The organism is Bacillus cereus group sp. Sample62 (assembly GCF_036851315.1).
In the GTDB taxonomy this organism is placed as follows: Bacteria; Bacillota; Bacilli; order Bacillales; family Bacillaceae_G; genus Bacillus_A; species Bacillus_A wiedmannii.
This window is the reverse complement of the sequence record NZ_JAFLPK010000001.1, coordinates 2,542,087-2,563,069: the sequence shown is the minus strand read 5'-3', so window position 1 is coordinate 2,563,069 and position 20,983 is coordinate 2,542,087. Positions and strand designations below refer to the sequence as shown.

Genomic DNA, 20,983 nt, shown 5'->3' with positions numbered 1-20,983 from the left:
GCTACAATAACAACATACGTATATTGTTAAACGTAAAAAGGAGAACGAATGAAAAAGAAATATATGAATCAAATTCATACTGATGTAAGTTTTAAACCGAAAGATATTATAGGTTTAATAACTGATTACTTTAAAATGAAATCAAAGCTGCGTCCTGTAAAGAATTTACCTATTGTTTTATCGAATAAAAATAATGAGTCTTTAGATAGTGTGACATGGTTTGGGCACTCTGCTTCTCTTTTAAAAATAGAAGGTAAAACATTTTTATTAGACCCAATGTTTGGCGATGCCTCTTCCCCATTTCCTCTGTTTAATAGTAAACGTTATAGTGGCTCTTTTTCTATAGAACGTGAAGACCTTCAAGAAATTGATGCGATTATCATTTCTCATAATCACTATGACCATCTGAATTACAAAAGTATTATGCAGTTAAAAGATCGTGCAAAGCACTTTTATGTTCCAACTGGAGTTGCGCAATATTTAATTAAATGGGGTGTTTCACCTAGTAAAATTAGTGAACATAATTGGTGGGACGAAATTGCGTTTGATAATATAAAGTTGGTTTGTGCACCTGCAAGGCATTTCTCTGGACGGAGTATGACAGATAGAGATTGTTCGTTATGGTGTTCATGGCTTATTCTTGGTCAAGAGACTAAAGTTTTCTTTAGTGGTGATAGCGGTTATGCTCCTCACTTTAAGGAAATTGGTGATAAGTACGGTCCGTTCGATCTTACTTTAATGGAATGTGGGCAATACGATGCAAGATGGTCTGCTATTCATATGTTACCAGAAGAGACAGTGCAAGCTCATATTGACGTGAAAGGAGAATTACTTCTTCCGATTCATTGGGGTGCTTTTACATTATCATTACATGAATGGAGTGATCCTATTGAACGTGTGACAAAAGAAGCAAAGCGTTTAGGAGTTAATATTGCAACGCCACAAATTGGTGAATCTATTACGTTAAAATCTACAGACTATCCTTCATCAGCTTGGTGGAGAGAAATTTAACTATAAATAAAAAAGAGCGAACCCTATTATAAGGAATTCGCTCTTTTTCTGTATTTAACCTTATTTCACTATATTTGCTTTCCCGCTATCTAAAACCCTATTTGTTTGTACAGAGGTAATATTAATAACCGTATTCATACTTTTATCAGTTAGTTCAATGAGTTCGTTTTCGTGATTGATTTTCTGTAAATCCCACACCATTCCATTGAACTCGTTATACTGTCCACTTACTCTTAATATATTTTTCGTTTTACTTGATGGCTGTATTTGTAGATTTGTAAATTGATTACCGCTAATTTCATTTGGTGTAGTTACATTACTATCCATATAAATCATATTTACACAATCTTCAAGTGAGAAGTTTATAAAACGGTTGGCATTTATCCAAGCATAACCAGATTGCGGTTTCTTTGCTACTAATTTTAGCCCAGTTTCCATTCCTACAACTTTTATACTTTCAAAGTTAATAAATGAAATTTCATTTTCTTTCCCACCAGAATACAAAGAAATTCCGGTACCTTTATTCGTTTCTGTCCAATTGATAATATTTATATCTTTTATTTGTGTTTTGTGCCAAGTGTTATAATACTTATTTTTGCCGTCTAAATATATAACTTCAGAATTAAATGTAGGATCATCTATAGCTATATAGGCTCCTTCGATAGATGCATTTTTTTCTAATTCTAGAACTCTAAAATTACCTTCAACAACAAACTGTGTTCCATAACCGAATAATAATTTTACACCTTTTTTCACTATAATTGGTGACGTGATTTTATACTTCTTATCCTCAAGCAATACTGTTTTAATTTTACTTGATTCTGCTTTATTAATAGCAGATTGTATTTTGTTTGAATCATTTTTACCTTTAAAGTCTTCTACATACAACTTATCATTTTTTGCTAAACTATCTTTTTTGTTGTATTGATAAAAAGAAAAAGTAATTAGAACTACAGCTATGAGTAAAATAATTATTTTCTTCATTACACTCATCCTCATATAAGTTTTCTCCTTAGCTACTCTTCGAATAATCTATGGCTTTTATATTTAGGTTATAATGATTGTGCTGCGTATTACAGATTACAATTCCTGCTTTTTATAATTGAACTATCTTATCTATAGAACTATCCTGCTTAATCAATTCCGCATTCCTATAATCTATTAATTTATGATTAGATAAAACAAAGTTGTGTTCTAATATTAATTCATTGTGGAGTATTTCAGATAAAAATTTAGGTATTATCTCTCCTACGCCGTAATTATAGTCACTTAGAATCCAAGAAATCGCTTTCCAATCTAAAATTCCTTCTACTACTATATTAGTCTCTTCCTTTATTTCACGAATCGCATTTTCTAAAGGTGTTTCTCCCTTTTCTATCTTTCCACCTACCCCGTTCCATAATCCTTTTACAGGGTCATATTCTCTATTTAACATAAGTATCTCTTCATTTCTCTTTATAAAACATAAAGTGTGCTTGTACATAATGTGATTCCTTCCTTTGTTATTAATAAGCTCTTACTGGAGATATAAGATGTACTGCTGCAGATTGTGTCCCTGCTTCAATTAATATCGGTCTCATAGAACCGCTGAAACTTAAAGTAACCGTTTCTTCTTTTATTGCCTTTAAAGCATCCATCATAAATCGTCCATCGAAAGATATATTTAATTGTTTTTCACCTTGAATCGTATCTATCTGTTGTGTCTCGGATATTTTTCCAATCTGAGAAGCATTAGAAGAAATTTTAATTGTTGATTCGTTTATGATTTCTAAGTTGACATTGTTATTTGCCCATTCACTTGCTAATAAGTTTGATCGATCTACACCTTGTAAAATCTTTTTTCTATCTATGTTAATGACTGTTTGAAAGTCATTTGGAATTAAACTAGATATACTAGGATATTTCCCTTCAATTAGTCTTGAATATAATGTAGTTGTACCGAATGTAAAAATAATGTGACTTTCTGAAAGATAGATGTATACAAATTCGGAATTACTACTCAATAATTTAAGAAGTTCACTAATAGTTGCACTTGGTACGATACAACTTGCTTTCACATCTGTAGATATTATCGTTTCGCGTATAGCAAGTCTATGTGAATCAGTTGCTACACAAATTAATTTATTATGATCTAACTCTATATGAACACCGGTAAGAACGGGTCTAGATTCATTTTTAGCTACTGCAAAGACAGTTTGTTTAAATGCTTCAATCAATTGTTCGGTTTCTACTTGTATGTTTGCATGATCGTCTATAAGTGGTACATTCGGAAACTCATATGCTGGAAGTCCATTTAAGTTTAATGTAATTTCTTCTGACTGTATCGTAATTATTTGCTCATTCGTACTTTTTATTGATACATCGCTTGGCATTTTTTTTATAATTTCAATGAAATATTTTGCAGGTACTACAATAGTTCCTGCTTTTAATATAGTTGTAATTTGGTCGTCTTCGTTGGAACTAGGGATGAATTTTTCAATGAAAATATTTGAATTACTTGCGATTAAAGTAATTCCAGATTGATCTGCAGTTATTTTTATACCAGATAATATAGGTATTATAGCTTTAGTAGATACAGCTTTACTTACTTCTGAAAGTGCTTGAGTGAAATGTTTATGATTAACGATAAACTCCATTTTTTCCCCACCCTACATGAAATGATAATGTTATGAAGATTGATGAACGATTGTTCCGTTAAAAAAGTAAGGTACTGTTTCTTTCCTTTGTAATATCTTTAATAAGTGTTCTGGTATACGTAAATGCGGTGCTGCTCTATGTAATTTCATCCAAGTAATCTCTTCAATTTCTTTTGGCCTTGTTATATTTGTCTCTCCGTCAATTATTTCACCTAAAAAATTAAAGAAAATTGCATGATGACCTCTCTCTTCGAAAAAAGCTTCGCTAATGGAACAAATACCGTTTACAGTTATATGGAGCCCAGTTTCTTCTTTCACTTCCCGAATTACTGCCTCTTCTAACGTTTCTCCCAATTTAACTGCGCCACCTGGTAACGTGTAATAAGAACCATTTTTCCCTTTGTTTTTTACCATTAAGATTTTTTCGTTTGTTTTATCGTATAAAAGTGCATATGTAACATTTACTTTTTTCATACATACCTCCTCTGTTTTCAATAAAAGGAATTTTCTGTCTGTTTATTATTCTATCATTAACTCGGTTTAATAGTAAGTTCTCTAAGTATTGGAATAAAAATTGATTACATTAATACTAAATAAAAATGCCAGAATACCTCCAAAATTAATAAAAACCCCGCTCTTATTTTGAGACGAGGTTAAACTTATACAACAAATCGGATTCCAAATTAATCTTTCTTTAGATTAATTTGGAATGTATACATATGAGAGCTGTATTTTTTATTAACAACCAAAGATTTTTACTTCCCAATTTCACAAAGTAATTTTATCTCTTTGATTTGTTCTATATGACGTTGTTCATGCAAATAGATCAGTTCTATCCACTGATCGAGAAGTAATTCTCCAAGAGCTGGATGCATCACTGATTTAATCGTTAATATAGATTCATCTTCTATTGTACTAAGGAAACTCATCAATTCTTTTCTTGATTCGTTTAACATATCGATCATTTTCTGCACTTCAAATGGTTCTAAACTTGGTTCAATCATTTCTGGAGCTGTAAATTTTATCGATCTATCTTGTAATATAGAACGGATTTCTCGACGCTCTTTTAGGGTACTATCAATCTTTTTTAAGCCAGATGAAATAACCTTTATGACCACTTTATCCAATAAAACTAAGTGATGACATACTTGTGCTATACTCCATTTATTCTTGTCTGGCTTACTATTGAATTGAGCCTCATCCAATATCATAATTTCCTCGAATAGATGTTTTCTCGTTTCATGAAACCTATCATTTACAAATGAATTCATAACATTTCCCCCTTCATCTGAATGCAAATATTTAGATGCCTATTTTAGATATATTCGCTATAAATAATTAGTTTCCCGTAACTAATATTCCACTTCGACCTTTTCTTGCTTTAGAAGTGACTCTAAATATGAATTCACTCAAGATTCTCCTTTAAATGCATACTCCAAAAGGATAAATTTGTATTCAAAATACTAACGTTAATTCTATATACACTTTATAAACGTTTTTCTAAATAGTAATGATTATGTCCTTTCGGATGATCTTCACTTACTCCAATCACTTTATATCCATGCTTTTTATAGAAATCAGGCGCCTGAAAGCTAAAAGTATCTAAATTGATTAGCCTACACCCTTTTTCAATTGCGAATTCTTCAATACGTTTTATTAACTTGCTTCCATAGCCTTCGTGTCTTTGTTCTTCAGAAACCCATAAGAAATCAACATGAACATGGTGCCAAAATGTAATTGCAGTTATTCCACCTACAATTTTTTCCTTTTCATTTCTCACGATAAAACTAATTTTTTCTGAAGGCTTTTTCTCTTCTTCCGAAATATGTTTTTGGTTATATTCAATTACTTTTTCTCTTATGTAATCACTATCTTCTTGGACCCATTGTTTTACTATTTTCATTTTAATTATCACACTCCTTTTAAAGTATCTATTCAATTTAATAATCGTAATATCCTGTCTAACTTAATAGTCGTAGGGCACTGTTTCATTTCACTAAAATAAAGAAAAGCCGTACTACATTTTATCTGTAGTACGGCTTTATACAGCGTTTGATTCTTTTTAATTAAAACTTCCGTTAGTTTTAACATATTAGTACAATAATTCAATTGTATTACTGCGAAAAAGAATGAACATTCCTAAGCCAATTAGAACTATTGGAACGATAATATGACAATTTCTCTCAAGTACTTTAGCTAAAATAGGAGCTCTTAACAATGTGTAGTTAATAAAACACCATATTGCTATCATACAAAAAAAGATAACTAATGTAACAATATTAGTTTTAAGATTTTGACTAGCGAACATTGGTATATAAATTGAAATATTGTCAGCCCCATTAGCTAACGTTATCCAAGCTACTTTAAATATTGAACCAGAAACGTTATCAATGACTTCATTCCTTTTATAAGAACGAAGTGACAATATTCCTTTCACTCCCATATAAATTGGTACGAATCCTAATAATCCGATCCACGAAACTGGAATGAAAAAGAGCTTAAAGAACCGATGATACTTAGAAAAGTAATCACACTAAATCCTAAATATTGTCCAATAACAATATAAAGTTCTTTCATCTTAGTTTTTTCTCGGACAGCTCTACCTTCTTTCTTAATTACTCTTGTCTTTACTTGTGAAAATAAGACAAGGAGTATAAAAATGTCATCAATATTTGTTGAAGTGAATGCGATAAAAGAAGAAATTATGGTTGTAACCAATATAAGCCAACTACCTTTATAATAAAATAATGGTATACAAATGAATTACATATCTAATAACAAAGGTGGTTAATGTAGTTTTATAACATGATTTCAGTACCTTTATAAAACAATATGAATATTTTACTAATCTGCTACTTCGTTCGTTGAGCAATAAATCTCTTTATTACTTTTCAAATCATTTCATTTTGAATTAAGTAACTCTTTTCTTCCTACACATTTATTAAAAAGGGGGAATCAAATATTTTGTAATATAAAAAGAGCCCTTTATTAGGACTCTTTTCCAGAATTAAGCTACTTTCCGATATAAATGTTTTGTTTCTTTTTTCTTTTCTGCTTTTGGTGGACGAATTAATATTGAAATAACGAAAGAGATAACAGATAGAACACCAATTATAATAAAGGTCGGTTGAAATCCACCAAGTAGTGCTCCGATGAATGCTCCTGCAAGTGCACCAAATCCAAAACCTTGATATACAATCCCATAATTTGTACTATGGTTTTTTAATCCGAAGAAATCTCCAACAATTGCTGGGAAGATTGTGATATTACCACCAAAGCAAAAGGCGACACTTGCTACACAAGCGAAATAAATTCCGTAATTAAGTGGAATGAAACTTAAAGTAAAGACTGACAATCCAATTATTATAAACGTTGCAGAAACAATTTTCATTCGGCCAATTTTATCTGATAATGTTCCAAGAACGATTCTACCTACTGTATTAAAAATTGCAATCATTGCGACGGCGTTAGCGGCGGTTGCAGCACTAAGTCCTACGAGCTGTACCCCAATATCTTTTACCATACCGATTAAATATAGCCCCCCCATACACGATGTAAATAACATGAAAAACAAGAGATACACTTGTTTCGTTCGCATCATTTCACGAGGTGTATAGTCATTGTGTAAAGTCTCAGTTGCGGTGTTACTTACGATTGCTTCACGTAAGAAGAACGATCCGGTTAATACTAAAAGTAGGACGATAATCCCCCAATATAAAAATGCTTGTGATACACCAAGACTATCGATAAGACTTCCGTTTATATATCTAAAGATTAAGCTGCCCATTCCATATGCAGAAACAGATATACCAGAAATAAGCCCTTTTCGATTTGGAAACCATTTAATTAAATTAGATAGTGATGTAATATAAGCAGTCCCATCTGCATAACCAACAACAACACCAGCTAATAAATATAGTAATGGTAAGGAAGAAACTTGTGAACTAAGTATTAAACCGAGTCCCAGAACAATCCCTGCAGTAGCGATGAGTTTACGAAGTCCTAACTTTTGCTGCAACTTTCCTGCAAATAAGGTTGAAAACGATAAGGAAAAGCTTGTTATGGAGAAAGTTATCGCAACGGCATTGAGGTTCCATCCAAACTTACTGACAAGGGGTTGATTAAATAAACTCCATGTATAAATTGTCCCAAGGCCAATTTGAACAATGATTGTACCTAGAACAATTAGTAACGGATTAATAGAAGTTTGTTTCATACTAACTGTCCCCTTCTTTTATCTTGACATGAATTTTCACAGTTAGTATAACCATCATAAATTGCAAAATACTGTACGGAAAATGGTAATTCAGTTCATGTGCACAAAAAGACACTCCATAATGAAGTGTCTTTTTGTAGGTTATATTAGATTTACTTAAAGAAAGCTTTGTTAAGATAAGACATTTTCAAATGCTTATGTATATATGATATCAAAAGACTTCTGTCATGTGATGGGACTTAAGATGTATTTTTCATTCATCATATAGTCGGATGGATAAAAATTAATATTCGATTTCATCAAAATCCTTCGGCTGCGGTACCGTTTGCATATTAGCTGCGTCTTTTGGATCGCTATAAATTGCATTTTGTTCTGTATTTACATCTTTAATGTTTTGCTTTTTGTTTTTATTCATTTTATCTTTCAATGTTCTCACTCCTTTTCATTATAGGAGTAATTATGCCCTATTACTGTTACGAAATGTATCAGCGACTAAATTACTAAATTCACGTAAATAATATAAATAATTATCACCGCCGTAGTTATATCTTTTATTATACATTTTCGCAACAACTACATTATATTCAGGCATTACTAATATAGTCGGTCCTGTAATTCCTAATATTTGATACGATCCTTTTGGAACTCGTTCACCAAGTTCACTTGAAAGCGCAGGTTCATTTTGAACGAACCAAAACAACCCGTTTTGTGGTAGTTCTTTATTTACAAATGTTGGACTCTGCAAGCTTGTCGCAATCTTTATCACTTCTTTTGGAACAATTTGTTTACCATTTATCATACCTTGGTTTAAATGAAGATTGCCCCACTGCGCAAATTCTCTAGCTGATACAAATAGATTTTTTTCAGTACCATCATCTACCGTACCAATTTCACTAATCGCGTCTTCATTTGGATTATTAACAACTTTAACTAAGTTTGCATCTTCCTGAATTCTCCAACCTGTTTCTTTGAAGGTAGCTAGATCAAATATACGCTCCTTTAACAATTCAGGAAAACTTTTATTATATAGTTGATAAATAAGAAGTGTTATCATTCTTACATTAATATCTCTATACGCCCATGCTTGTCCAGGTTCAAATTCACGAAAAATCGTCCCGTCATTCGTTTCTCCTAAACCGTGCGAATGAGTTACTAAATGTCTTATCGTTGTTTTACCAAGTAGTACAGAATCAAAGTCTTTAAAATACTGTATCGCTTCATCATCAATAGAGTTTATTTTCCCCTCGTAAAGCGCAAATGCTACCATTAAACCTAAATAACTTTTTCTCGCAGAAGCAACGTTGAATTGTGAGGATGCTGTTACTTTTTTACTTGTAGATGTATTTGAATGATAGCCACTATAATGCTCTAGTACAATTTTATTATCTTTTATAATGCACAGTGCTGTAGCAGAACTATGATTTTTTTCTTTTATATTCTCTATCCAAGAAATTAACTTATCATATTTATACAAATAAATCCCCCTTAACACGAATAAAAAATTACAGCACGAAAGAAAAGTATAAAATAGTCTTTACACCTTTCTTTCATGTAAACTATTGTTAGTTTTCTATACTTAAATGATCCACCAGTTCCAGCAGTTAAAACAACTGAAACATCCAGCACAGCCTACACATCCGCCGCAACGTCCCGCACAACCACCGCATCTGCCGCCACATCCACCACAGCGTCCACCACAACCTCCGCATCCGCCGCAACGACGTGCATCGTCTTGAATATAGTAGTATGGATATTGACTTTGTTGTAGTTGATCCCAATACACAACGTTACCAGTTTGATAATCATTAAGGTTCAATGATTGTAGTTCTTGTTGAAACTGATTCATTACGAAACCCTCCATTTATAAAAATAAATTCCGTCCCAATGTTAAAGTTTATATATTTTTGCAAACAAAGTAGAAATAAGGATATAGACTAAATGCGTACATCAACAAAATATGAACTTACACTAGGTGATGTACCTTGTTTTTTAGCCTATTTTCTTAATCTCCTTTCAGTGGACGTATTTATTATTAATAGAGGTGTTTAAAAATTGCTAATCCAACAGTTTAGTAGTTCATCGCTTAATTTCCTTTCAAGTAACTCTTTAACTGAAGGCGCTGGCATGATTTTATACGTATGTAAAGCTTCTTGATTATAATCTATCCAGTGAAACGCTAAATGAGATTCTTTAGATTTTGGTATGAAATCAATATGTAACTCTTGCGAATCTACTTCAAAAATGTGATTGATTTCATAATGAAGAACTTCTCGGTCTTCCCATTGGTTTTCTATGACTCCTAAAAATTGTTTTATACTACAGTTTACTCCGAGTTCTTCTCGTAGTTCTCTAATTAATGCTTTCTCAGCTGATTCGCCAACTTCAACATGACCACCTGGTAAAAAATAATGATGACCAATATATTCAGCCAATAATAATTTATTATCCTTTAACATAACAGCTCGTACAATATGATGAAATTTATTTTTCAATTGTTAATCCTCCCAGTCATTTAATTGCATCTTTCATTTCACATCTTTACTTCGTAATACTTAAACGAACAAACGATATACTTGCTCACCATCATATTCATGTCCCAATGGTTGAAAACCGTAACGTTCATATAGTTTCTTTGCAAAGACATTATCTTTATGTACTGTTAATCTAATTTCTTTACACGCCTTACATGTATTTTTTATTAAGGAAATACTTTCTTGTAATGCCGCTTTACCATAACCATTACCTTGCTGCTTTTGATCGATAATAAATCCATTTATCCAATACATATCAGTTGTTTCTCTTATAACAGCATGCATAATAAAACCAACCATTAGATCGCCATCGTATATCGCAAATGGTATGTACTCCACATTGTCACCATCTGGTTTTATATACACTTTAGCAAGTGACACTGGTACAGATGGAACAAATTTCGTCTGATTTTCTTTAACTTGTAGCTTCAAGGCATCTTCCCAATTCTCTCTCGTAACAACCTTTAACTGGACATTCAATATTTTGAGCTCCTTTATTTAGAGAATGTATTTATATATTCAACGTATTGAAATAAATCCCTGTTTCGATTTCTAAAGTTAATTGGTTACGATATGTGCTAAATTGTTATCACAAAATAAAAGCTACTTTGCTGTATTACAGTACTCTTTGCTTTGCATTTCTTTCTTGAATGATACATGTGCAATTAAAACTCCAAGTATAGTAATTCCCCCGCCAATTATCGAAACAAAAGTCGGTATTTCACCTAACCATATCCAAGCAATAAAACATGCAGTTACTGGGGTTAAATATAGAGAGCTTGTTGCCTCCGTAGCACCAGCATGAGATATGATATAAGCTAATGCGATATATGGGAGTACTGTTGGAAATAAGCCTAAATATATAACACTTACATTCACTACAAGAGGAGCTGCTAGTATTTCTGTATAAATTCCCGGTAAGAAAATAAGCATACATACAGTGCTAGATAAAATTGTATATATTGTAAATGGCAAGAAGCCATACTTTTTTAAGTAAGAAGTTTGGAAAACAAAAAATAGGCTTTCTGAAATCGCTGCTAATAATATAAATAATCCCCCACTATTCAATTGAATTGCATCTCCTTGACTAAATGATATGAAAGCAATTCCTATAAAACTAATTACACCACCAATCCAACTATTTAATTTCATTTTTTCTTTCAAAAAAACAGAAGCAAAAATTGCCGTTACTATAGGTGTGACTGAAACAATTAAACTTGCAGATCCAGCATTTACTGTTTTTTCACCGTAGTTTAATGCAATGTGATAAATAGTAAACCCTAAAGCACCAAATATAAAAATCACTGGGATATCCTTTAAATCCGGCAGTCGTAACTTGTATATAAAAGAAAACAACAGAAGAATAAATGAAGCGATTAATAAACGTAGTAAAGTAAGGTGCTCAGGTGTATAAGATTCGAGCCCCATACGAATTGCTGGAAAGGCAGTCCCCCATATTAAAATCGTAAAAGCATGAGCACAAATAATCCGAAAGTCCCATTTTTTATAATTCATGTTTTTTCTCCCCCTTCAAACCAACCACTTTATAATTACCAATTATTTCTTTTCATCATATTTAATAGTTGTTACAATGTCTTCAACCAGTTATTTATCGTAAAAACCAACCACTTGGCATTTATAAAGTGAACGAGGGAGTTTTTTTATGACAACTAATAAAAAACTGCCTAAGTATCGGCAGATAGTAGACTATATGAAAGAAAAAATTGAAAACGGAGAATGGCCTATTGGAAGTAAGATTCCTAGTCAACGGCAGTTAGCCAAATTATTTCATGTAAATCGAAGTACTGTAATAACTGCGCTAGATGAACTTATGGCAGATGGATTGATTCAAGGGAAAATTGGAGCAGGAACAATTGTAACAAATAATACATGGTCATTATTAGCGACGAATCCCCCGCCTGATTGGAGTGAATATGTAAAAGCTGGTATTCACAAACCTAGCAAGTTAATGGTTCGAGAAATCAATGAAGCAGAAGCAAATAAAGAACTTATCCATCTTAGTAAAGGTGAACTTGCGCCTCAACTTTTCCCGCTAGAAACTATGCAGTCCATTATGAAAAGCGTAAGTGACGAAATAGATTATTTTGGATACGAAGAACAAAAAGGTTTTTTGCCGTTACGTGAAGCAATTAGTAAATACGTAAAATCATTCGGAATACATACATCAGCCAGTTCTATATTAATCGTCTCTGGTGCATTACAAGCACTCCAATTAATATCAATTGGTCTTTTACATAGAGAATCAACCGTTTTACTTGAACAACCTTCTTACTTATATTCACTTCATGTATTTCAATCAGCAAATATAAATCTATCTGGTATATCTATGGATCATCACGGTATTTTACCTAACGAATTATTAAAACGCATTAGATACAGTCAAAAGAAAAACATTTTATATTCTATCCCTAGTTTTCAAAACCCAACAGGAGCATTAATGTCTCAAGAACGAAGAAAAGAAATAATAAAAATATGTGAAAAGGAACAGTTACCTATAATTGAAGATGATATTTACCGAGAGTTATGGATTGATGAACCACCTCCAGCTCCTTTAAAGTCGATAGATAAATATGGACATGTATTATATGTTGGTAGTCTTTCTAAAACACTTAGCCCAGGACTTAGAATTGGATGGATTATTGGACCAGAACCTGTAATTGATAGATTGTCAGATATAAAAATGCAAACAGACTATGGATCGAGCTCTTTATCTCAAAGAGTTGCTGCTGAATGGATAAATAAAGGTTTTTATGAAGAACATGTTGCAAACGTAAGAATTCAATTAAAAGAACGAAGACAAATCATGATACGAGCTTTAAATAAGTACTGCGCTGATGTTGCATCGTGGGACATTCCTAGTGGTGGATTATTTATATGGCTAAAGGTTGTACCTAGCATTCCGATGAAGAAATTATTTTCAGAGGCACTGTCAAAAGGAATTCTTTTAAATCCAGGACGTATATATGAAGAAGAATCAGATCGGTACATTCGTTTATCATATGGATATGCTTCTACGGAGCAAATTAATTATGGGGTTAAATTGTTGAGTGAATTAATCCGTAAACTGATGGCATAAAAAAACTCCTCTTTTATTTATAGAGGAGTTTTTTTGTATCCAATTTACCACAATCTCATTTCCTGTCCCAATAAAATAAGTTCGTCATAAGGATCTCCGTCAATATTTAATACTTGAGCAAAAGCAGGTTCTGTTTTTAAACCGTTCTCTTTTAAGCGAAGAATTTCTTCCCTTATATAGGGATGCTGCATTAATAACATGTGCTCTACTATCATATGTCTATATGCATTTTGGTTACGTACTGGCTTAGGCTGAGCAAATAATTCAAATTCAAAACCTTCAAACTCAAAATTTACCTTTATCGATTCTGTAGTTTTAATTTTTTTCTTTTTTATTTTGAATCCTTTATAAGAACCGTATAAAGATCTCATTTCCTGTTCAAAAACATCAAAGTTATGTACTTCCATTACAATATCTAAGTCAGATTGAATAGTATCAATTCTAATAGGAATTGTCCCGCAAAGAACCGGACTATACAAAGTTAAATCCTCCATAATGTTTAATTTATTCAAAACATCATACACTTTTTGTTGCTTGTCATTCCCAGATTGTAAATATGTAATAGATGTAAACATGGAAGTCTCTCCTTCATTTCACGTAATACGTGACTCACTAAATTCAAGAAAAATTTGTCCGTTTAAATTTGTTCTAGGAGTACCTTCATTTCAGTATATTAAGGTGAATAAACAATATGTTTCAACTTTTCTCCTATACTGCAATACTATAAAAATAAAAAAGGAGGAATTATTATGAGCATTTTCAATATTCTTTTAACCATCCACATATTATTTGGAACGATATGTTTAATAACCGGTATTGTAGCGATGGTTGCTCAAAAGAAGAAAGGAAAACATACGGAATGGGGTGAAATATACCATGCATCCTATGTTGTGATCACCGTTACTGCAATTATATTATCCATTATAAACTGGGATAAAATCGCATATTTATTTTATGTAGCGATTTTATCTTATTCATTTGCGTTATATGGATACCTCGCACGAAAAAAACGTTGGAAAAATTGGCTCCATCACCATATTAGAGGTATGTTAGGTTCTTATATAGGTGCCGTTACCGCACTTTTAGTAAACGTCGGTATTCATATTCCCATAATTAATTTATTGCCGCCTATATGGTTTTGGTTTTTACCTACATTAATTGGTATTCCTCTCGTAGCCAGTGTATCAAAAAAATATAAAAAGCGTAGTTAAAATTCATTACAATTTCGTTACTTTCTGATGGTAATTACAAAAAATTATACTCAATGTAATATTTTATTAACAAATTCAAATTCATATTGCTTTAAGTTCGTCACTTAGAGCTAAATAAAAAGAATCCAATAAAAATATTGGATTCTTTTTCGCATTTCATTTCAATATCGGCTCTATGTATTCAATGATGTTACCATTTGGATGACAAACTATCTTTGTATACTTGTGGGTATTTGTATTATTGATTCAGTGAGAATTACACCATTATAGTTTAAGGTTGTAATAATGAATGTAAACGATCTGGGTAATTCGTAAACATCCCGTCAACTCCCCATAAAAGTAGCTTTTTCATATCTGTTTGATTATCTACAGTAAATGGATGAACTTCTAATCCGTGTCTCTTTATTCTCTTTACATAAGCTGAATCAATATATTTATAGTTCATCCCAAGACCGATACAGTATGTTTTATAATTTTTAATCTCTAATTCAGTTAATTGAGCTGTCTTTTTGTAAGGTAGTAATTGTACTAGAGGTATATTAACATCTAAACTATGAATCTTTTGCAGACTTGCTTCACTAAATGATTGAATAATAACTTTATCACTTATTTCGTAGTGCTTTATAATTTCTAATAGCTTTTCTTCCATACCAGGATATTCATCTGGCGATTTTGTTTCAATGTAATAATTAGCATTATGCCCAAACGTTTCAATAATTTCTTCTATTGCTGGAACTTTAGCATCTTCAAATTCTTTCTTCGCTAAACTTGGATGCTTTTCATTAAAAAAAGAACCTGCATTAAGTTGCTTTATTTCTTCTAATGTATGTTCCTTAACTAGCCCCGTACCATTTGTAGTGCGGTTTACTGTTTCATCATGCATAGCTACTAAATGTCCGTCTTTTGTCATTTGGAGATCAATTTCTATATAATCTCCTTTTAATTGTTGTCCTAATTTATACGCTGATATTGTATGTTCCGGCGCATACGCAGAAGCGCCTCTATGTGCAATGTTTTTTATATGATTTGATTGATCAATAGCTTTCGTGTACTTAAGTTCATTTACTTTATGAAAAACAAAAGTACCTATTACTATAAAGGTGCAAATGATTGTACTGATATATATTTTCTTCATAATGATGTTTTAACTCCTACATGAAAGCAATTTGAATTGGATGATTTATTCTATTAAATGTCGATTTTCAAAAACAGTCATTTGTCCTACAGATTGAAAACCAGTCTTTTTATAAATATTAATGCCATCAGGTGAAGCTTGTAATACGCATTGAGCAACTTTCAATTCTTTCGCTTCTTGTAGCAAGTAATTAAACATAGTGGAGCCAAATCCTCGCCCTCTCATTTCTTCTTTAGTTGCTATATCATAAATACCAATACTATCTTTTGTACATACTAATGAACCAACCGATACGACTTCTTCTTTATAAAATCCTAAGTACAGCTTCATTTGTTCACTATTCCATAAATCGAAAGAAGCAGTTTGATTGTAGAACGCTTGTACATGTGTACCTTCCTCTGATGTACCAAATAGATTAGCTAATGTTTCCCCAAACTTTTTAATTTGTCCTGACGAAGATGATTTTTGTATCGTAAAACCTTCTGGCATGTTTATTGTCGGATGAATTGTTTGTAAGTCTGCTACCATCGCGATATTTTGTTCTGCTTCTTTTAAGCCAAGTTTTATTAATTCGCTTTTTATAGTCTGTACATGCCTATCATCCCAAAACCAAACACTCATTGGAAGTTTCTTTTGATTATAGTTGTTTACCACTTTATATAGTTTCTCAATACCTTCCGTTAAATTATTGTTTAGTATAGTAATGATATTAAATGTATCTGCCGGTAAACCACAGTCCACAGCAATGTAATCCTTCGATTCTTTTACATTCATTCCATGTAACTGCCGCGCAATATATGAGGTTTTATATGTGAAGTTATCTATTAGTAACTGTTTATAATTCATTCATTTTTCTCCTTTCATAAAAATTCATTTTCGAATTCTTCAGTATTAAATATAACACATAAGAAATGTATCTATTTCTATAAAAATATCTCTATACATTACTCTTTTTTTCCCTAAAAGAATTAAAAATGATATAACGTTGTCGGAATGAAAAAAGTGGTATATAATAAACAGTAACATTACTAGTAATTATTTTAGGTATTCCTAGAATAAAGGAGCGATACATATGAAAATTACTATTTATTTCGGAAGTCATGAAGATCAAGATGTTCGTACTATGGACTGTCATTTAGATGTAGAAGATACAGAAGAGATCGTTTCTGTATCATAATATAAATAGTTGGGATGAACCCTCTTCCCTACAGCGTTTAAGGCACCTTTTATAGGTGTCTTTTTTGTTATTTTTTCATCAAAAACCCTTTACTTTAGAGCGTTTTAATAGTAAAATATAAATATACGAACAAACGTTCTTTTTATTTTAATTGTACATGAAGGGATGATTTTTACAATGGCTCAAGCAAAGCGCAGAGGAAGAAAAAAGCAAACACCTATTATTTCAAATACAGGCTTTATCGGCTCTGTCTTTATTGATACATTGGAGTTACAAAAGAAATCCTATTATTTCGCTCGTAAAAAACTTCAAATTGTTCATCACGTACTTGATGGCCTCTCTGGAGCAACAAGTTCTCTATTTAAAGAACATAACATTTCAGCATACATGTCATGTGTGTATTTACATAAACAAAAGAAAATCGGTTTTGTTCTTTCAACGAAACCATTTGAACAAAGTGACGGTGTTTCTTACTTTATAAATTATTTAATCGAAAAGAATTTTTACGGTAACGAAGAAGTAGAATATCAAGAAGTATTTAATACAGGTTTTATCGGTGTAGTATTCGCTGATTTATGTAGCATAGATCGCTTTAATTTCGAGTTTGAAATGAGTATGTTAACGAAATTAATGAAAGATATGATTATTCCGGTTAAAGAACTCTTTTTACGCCACAATGTACCGGCCTACATCTCCACTTCTCATTTAGAGGAACAAAATAAATTAGGTTTCGTTCTATCTGTAAAACCATACGATGAACGTGCAGAAGCAGATTTATATTTTGAGGCGTATTTAAAAGAACGCGGTTTATTTATCGGTGATGAAGAAGATGATATTGATAAGATTGTTATTAGAAAGACAGCTGAACTACGATAGATAAGCGCAGGATGATTATCCTGCGCTTATTATAATTTATGAAGCTGATTTACCAAATAAACGGTATTAGTTTTTTTGTTTTCTGTTTATAAACTGTAAATTGTTCCCTGTACTTGTTTTGTAAGTAAACATCAGATTTTGGAATATAGTCAAAAATAAATACTAAGAATAGGCTTAGCGGGATAAATAAACTATACATGTTACTAGAGATTAACGCTAAACCAAGTACCCAAATGCAATCCCCAAGATAATTAATATGAATCGCATATTTAAATAAACCGCCTGTATATAGCTTACCTTGATTTATAGGATTGTCTTTAAAAGATTTTCTAAGTAACTCTGAAACTGTGTTTAATATACTTCCTCCTAAAAACAATGTCCAGCCTATAATAAGAACTGTTAAGTTTGAATCCTGATTACTAGTAATCATTAAGATTGGAAAACCTACATAATATATTCCAAAAGCAATACTGTTCATAATGGCTTCTTGCCATGCAATCCCTCTAGGCAACCATATAAACATCATAGCTGTTAATCGTAAAGCGGTAATAATTAAAGCTATAAAAAGCCCTATTGAAATGACTGGGTTAAAATAAGTAATGAAAAGTAAGTAATATGCAATGATTAAATAAATAATCTCAGCAACTACAATCAAGATTTTTTCTTTTATCGTTGGCCGGTTTATACCATACATTTTGATACATCCCTTCCTTTATTCATTTTATAGGAAAATATACTTCTATAATATTATTCTCCTTCGCTGTGCTATAAGGGTTCGTTTTATAAACTTCAAACGGAGCGCCATTCAGTTTATAGTTATTTTCTTTAACCCAAACATGTAGCTTTGTATGAATAGAAGGCAATTCATCGTAAGATCCATTAAGCATAGCCATTGCGCAAAGTCCGGGATGAAACACTTTTGTTTTATTTGTGGCTTTTGCAAGAGGAATCGCAATTTCTACATCATAATTTTCAGGGACATATTCTGAACTATGGAATATAGCAAGTGGTTTTGCAATAGGCGATAAATTTTCAAATAAAATTTTACTAAACAACCCATTAAAGTGTGTTAGGAAATCAGCGATATTTATTCGTTTTCGCTGAGATACTATATGATAGGTTAAGTGATTTACAAGATTAATCTCAATGTGATTTAAGTAATCCATGATACTTTCCTCTTCATCTAATTGTTGAATATCAAACTTTAATTTATTTAATAAAGAAGAATAAAATGTAATCTGTTGTTTTAGTTTTTCTTGTTTGGCTTTCATTTTAGAGTTGAGCAACTCAGTATTCTCCCACTTTGCTAAAATATCCTTAATTTCTTCCAGCGAAAATAAATAAGTTTTTAATCGTGTAATCAATAAAGCTGTTTCTAATTGGGAAATATTATAGTAGCGATAGCCATTCTTATCATCTATGAAATCAGGTTTTAAAAGCCCAATTTCATCATAGTAGCGCAGCGTCTTCATTGTAAGATGAGATATTTTTGAGAACTCCCCAATTGAAAGCATACCACTCACCTCCTGTTATTAATGTTTTAAATATACTGCTTCCTGTAGGTGGAAGGTCAATCCATAAAGCTAAATTTTCTTATTGTATTTAGCCCCCTAAAACCAATGTGTAATCTCTTCAACATTGTCCATAGGAAATCAGTCCATTTTTCGTTTTATAGTATTCGCTTTTCTTGCCTTGAAAGATGTAGCAATATCCATTCTATAAATCAGCTAAGAATCTACTAAGCACTATAATCTTTTGAATGAACCTCTAATATGAAACGATTTGATGAAACTTTAATTACTATTAAATATAAGAATCCACCTACAATTGGAATGGTGTAGGCTGGGATATAATTTAATAATAGACCGGATAGTGCCATTGCTATAGGAAGCATCATTTTACCTATACTTAATCCAATGCTGAGAACCCTTCCCCTGTATTCATCGGGAATCTCATTTTGCATGAAATAAATTAAAGGAATATCAATTAGCGCTATAATAAACCCTAAAAAGATCATAACAACACAATATGTAATAACGAATACTAAATCATTCACTTCAAAACTTTTGAATAAAACTGGAATCCCTAAAATAATCATACAAACTGCCAACATAGAACTTAGCTTTTTCAAAAGATAAGAGTAAGAAAAACGATCAATTATCTTTTTTACTACAATTGCACCAATTATCATCCCTACTGGAAAAGTCCCTTGAATGATACCAAATTGCTTAGAACCAAGATTGAGTACTGTGTTAATAATGTATGGCAATGGAACAGTTACAGCAAAGCCTAAGAAGAAATTAAACGAAATTAAAATATGAAACGTATTCTTTAAGCTTTCCTTTTCAAGTAAGTAAGAAAACCCCTCTTTTATATCTATAATAAAATTAACTCCTCTTTTTGAATTTTCCTCATTTATGTTGTACTCGAACAGTTTAAAATGAATAAATAGTAATGCTATCCCTGAAAGAATAAAAGAAATACCGTTTATAATTATAAAAGTCTTAATATTAAATACTGAAAAAACGATGCCACCTAACATAGGGCCGAGAATTAAAGATACAGAATCGATAATTTTACTTATAGAATTAATACTCATAAGCCTCTCTTTAGAGACGATATTTGGTTTTGCAGCTTCTAATCCTATTCCAAAAAAGGTTGTAAACACGGTCATAAGAAAGGTTGTAGTATAAATGATGAATAAGTTTAATCCATAATAGCTGCTTAATATATAAACAGTTATTAATAAGCACCCACTTAGTAAATCCATACAAACGACGAGTTTCTTTTTATTAACTTTATCAGCAATTACACCGGCAAATGGATTCATAACAATCATTGGAATCGTTCCTAATATGAGCGTAATCGCGAAATTTAACGCAGATCCAGTTATTTGTAAAACATATAATCCTAGCGCGAAACTATACATAGAGCTACCGAATATTGATACTGTTTTTGCAATTGAATATAAACAAATATTTCTTAGTTCTTGGTTTCTTTTTTTATTTTCTATATATAATCGTAAACTTCCCATCACTTTCCCCCCTGCCTAACTTTGTGTTACGTACATTGTAAGTTCTTGGGTCAACCCAA

23 protein-coding genes and 1 pseudogene are annotated in these 20,983 nt (G+C 31.7%); 4 read left to right on the top strand and 20 right to left on the bottom strand.

Annotation, left to right across the window (positions count from 1 at the left end; genetic code table 11):
* The first annotated feature begins 48 nt into the window (after positions 1-48).
* Positions 49-1,011 carry an MBL fold metallo-hydrolase gene (locus J0835_RS12905; protein WP_087980578.1) on the top strand — a complete coding sequence of 321 codons (963 nt, stop codon included), beginning with the start codon at positions 49-51 and terminating at the stop codon, positions 1,009-1,011.
* A 60-nt stretch (positions 1,012-1,071) separates the two neighbouring features.
* Here the strand turns inward: J0835_RS12905 and J0835_RS12900 are convergent, their stop codons facing one another.
* From J0835_RS12900 to J0835_RS12835, 14 genes and pseudogenes are all read right to left on the bottom strand, one after another.
* On the bottom strand, positions 1,072-2,010 hold the full coding sequence (locus J0835_RS12900) for a hypothetical protein (protein ID WP_087980577.1): 939 nt from the start codon (positions 2,008-2,010) through the stop codon (positions 1,072-1,074).
* Between the two features lie 97 nt (positions 2,011-2,107).
* A complete protein-coding gene (locus J0835_RS12895) occupies positions 2,108-2,494 on the bottom strand; it encodes an NUDIX hydrolase (RefSeq protein WP_087980576.1) in 387 nt (128 codons plus the stop codon).
* Positions 2,495-2,516: 22 nt separating this feature from the next.
* On the bottom strand, positions 2,517-3,647 hold the full coding sequence (gene dnaN / locus J0835_RS12890; protein ID WP_087980575.1) for a DNA polymerase III subunit beta: 1,131 nt from the start codon (positions 3,645-3,647) through the stop codon (positions 2,517-2,519).
* 30 nt (positions 3,648-3,677) lie between these two features.
* On the bottom strand, positions 3,678-4,121 hold the full coding sequence (locus J0835_RS12885; RefSeq protein WP_087980574.1) for an NUDIX hydrolase: 444 nt from the start codon (positions 4,119-4,121) through the stop codon (positions 3,678-3,680).
* A gap of 281 nt (positions 4,122-4,402) precedes the next feature.
* Positions 4,403-4,918, bottom strand: a complete 516-nt coding sequence (locus tag J0835_RS12880; RefSeq protein ID WP_087980573.1) for a DinB family protein — start codon at positions 4,916-4,918, stop codon at positions 4,403-4,405.
* 215 nt (positions 4,919-5,133) lie between these two features.
* Entirely contained in the window at positions 5,134-5,550 is a 417-nt protein-coding gene (locus tag J0835_RS12875) for a GNAT family N-acetyltransferase (RefSeq protein ID WP_087980572.1), read from the bottom strand.
* Positions 5,551-5,739: 189 nt separating this feature from the next.
* A pseudogene (locus tag J0835_RS12870) lies at positions 5,740-6,365 on the bottom strand (cadmium resistance transporter).
* A 289-nt stretch (positions 6,366-6,654) separates the two neighbouring features.
* On the bottom strand, positions 6,655-7,863 hold the full coding sequence (locus J0835_RS12865) for an L-lactate MFS transporter (protein WP_087980571.1): 1,209 nt from the start codon (positions 7,861-7,863) through the stop codon (positions 6,655-6,657).
* A gap of 283 nt (positions 7,864-8,146) precedes the next feature.
* A complete protein-coding gene (locus J0835_RS12860; RefSeq protein WP_000653369.1) occupies positions 8,147-8,290 on the bottom strand; it encodes a hypothetical protein in 144 nt (47 codons plus the stop codon).
* 30 nt (positions 8,291-8,320) lie between these two features.
* Entirely contained in the window at positions 8,321-9,337 is a 1,017-nt protein-coding gene (locus J0835_RS12855; protein ID WP_087980570.1) for a serine hydrolase domain-containing protein, read from the bottom strand.
* A 102-nt stretch (positions 9,338-9,439) separates the two neighbouring features.
* The gene (locus J0835_RS12850) at positions 9,440-9,709 is read right to left on the bottom strand and encodes a heterocycloanthracin/sonorensin family bacteriocin (RefSeq protein WP_140386770.1); all 270 of its coding nucleotides are present in this window, start codon (positions 9,707-9,709) and stop codon (positions 9,440-9,442) included.
* Between the two features lie 199 nt (positions 9,710-9,908).
* The gene (locus J0835_RS12845) at positions 9,909-10,355 is read right to left on the bottom strand and encodes an NUDIX domain-containing protein (protein WP_087980568.1); all 447 of its coding nucleotides are present in this window, start codon (positions 10,353-10,355) and stop codon (positions 9,909-9,911) included.
* Positions 10,356-10,415: 60 nt separating this feature from the next.
* Complete coding sequence (locus J0835_RS12840) at positions 10,416-10,874, bottom strand: GNAT family N-acetyltransferase (protein ID WP_087980567.1); 459 nt, start codon at positions 10,872-10,874, stop codon at positions 10,416-10,418.
* Positions 10,875-10,997: 123 nt separating this feature from the next.
* Positions 10,998-11,909, bottom strand: coding sequence for a DMT family transporter (locus J0835_RS12835; protein WP_087980566.1), 912 nt, complete (start codon positions 11,907-11,909; stop codon positions 10,998-11,000).
* Between the two features lie 148 nt (positions 11,910-12,057).
* Here J0835_RS12835 and norG point away from each other — a divergent pair, with 148 nt between their 5' ends.
* Positions 12,058-13,491: an efflux pump transcription regulator NorG gene (gene norG / locus J0835_RS12830; RefSeq protein WP_087980565.1), complete on the top strand. Its 1,434-nt coding sequence runs from the start codon at positions 12,058-12,060 to the stop codon at positions 13,489-13,491.
* A 44-nt stretch (positions 13,492-13,535) separates the two neighbouring features.
* On the opposite strand, the gene J0835_RS12825 is transcribed toward norG, so the two are convergent.
* Entirely contained in the window at positions 13,536-14,066 is a 531-nt protein-coding gene (locus J0835_RS12825) for a DUF4269 domain-containing protein (RefSeq protein WP_087980564.1), read from the bottom strand.
* Between the two features lie 174 nt (positions 14,067-14,240).
* On the opposite strand from J0835_RS12825, the gene J0835_RS12820 reads away from it, so the two are divergent.
* Positions 14,241-14,702 (top strand): DUF2306 domain-containing protein, encoded by a 462-nt coding sequence (locus J0835_RS12820; protein ID WP_087980563.1) that lies wholly within the window; start codon positions 14,241-14,243, stop codon positions 14,700-14,702.
* 271 nt (positions 14,703-14,973) lie between these two features.
* Here the strand turns inward: J0835_RS12820 and J0835_RS12815 are convergent, their stop codons facing one another.
* Positions 14,974-15,837 (bottom strand): glycerophosphodiester phosphodiesterase, encoded by an 864-nt coding sequence (locus J0835_RS12815; RefSeq protein WP_087980562.1) that lies wholly within the window; start codon positions 15,835-15,837, stop codon positions 14,974-14,976.
* Between the two features lie 45 nt (positions 15,838-15,882).
* On the bottom strand, positions 15,883-16,683 hold the full coding sequence (locus J0835_RS12810) for a GNAT family N-acetyltransferase (RefSeq protein ID WP_087980561.1): 801 nt from the start codon (positions 16,681-16,683) through the stop codon (positions 15,883-15,885).
* A gap of 508 nt (positions 16,684-17,191) precedes the next feature.
* Between J0835_RS12810 and J0835_RS12805 the strand changes: the two genes are divergently transcribed.
* Positions 17,192-17,890 (top strand): hypothetical protein, encoded by a 699-nt coding sequence (locus tag J0835_RS12805; protein WP_087980560.1) that lies wholly within the window; start codon positions 17,192-17,194, stop codon positions 17,888-17,890.
* A gap of 49 nt (positions 17,891-17,939) precedes the next feature.
* Here J0835_RS12805 and J0835_RS12800 read toward each other — a convergent pair whose 3' ends face one another.
* From J0835_RS12800 to J0835_RS12790, 3 genes are all read right to left on the bottom strand, one after another.
* Positions 17,940-18,584 carry a DUF1295 domain-containing protein gene (locus J0835_RS12800; protein ID WP_087980559.1) on the bottom strand — a complete coding sequence of 215 codons (645 nt, stop codon included), beginning with the start codon at positions 18,582-18,584 and terminating at the stop codon, positions 17,940-17,942.
* 22 nt (positions 18,585-18,606) lie between these two features.
* Entirely contained in the window at positions 18,607-19,404 is a 798-nt protein-coding gene (locus tag J0835_RS12795; protein ID WP_087980558.1) for a MerR family transcriptional regulator, read from the bottom strand.
* A 224-nt stretch (positions 19,405-19,628) separates the two neighbouring features.
* Complete coding sequence (locus J0835_RS12790; RefSeq protein WP_087980557.1) at positions 19,629-20,924, bottom strand: MFS transporter; 1,296 nt, start codon at positions 20,922-20,924, stop codon at positions 19,629-19,631.
* Between the last annotated feature and the right edge of the window lie 59 nt (positions 20,925-20,983).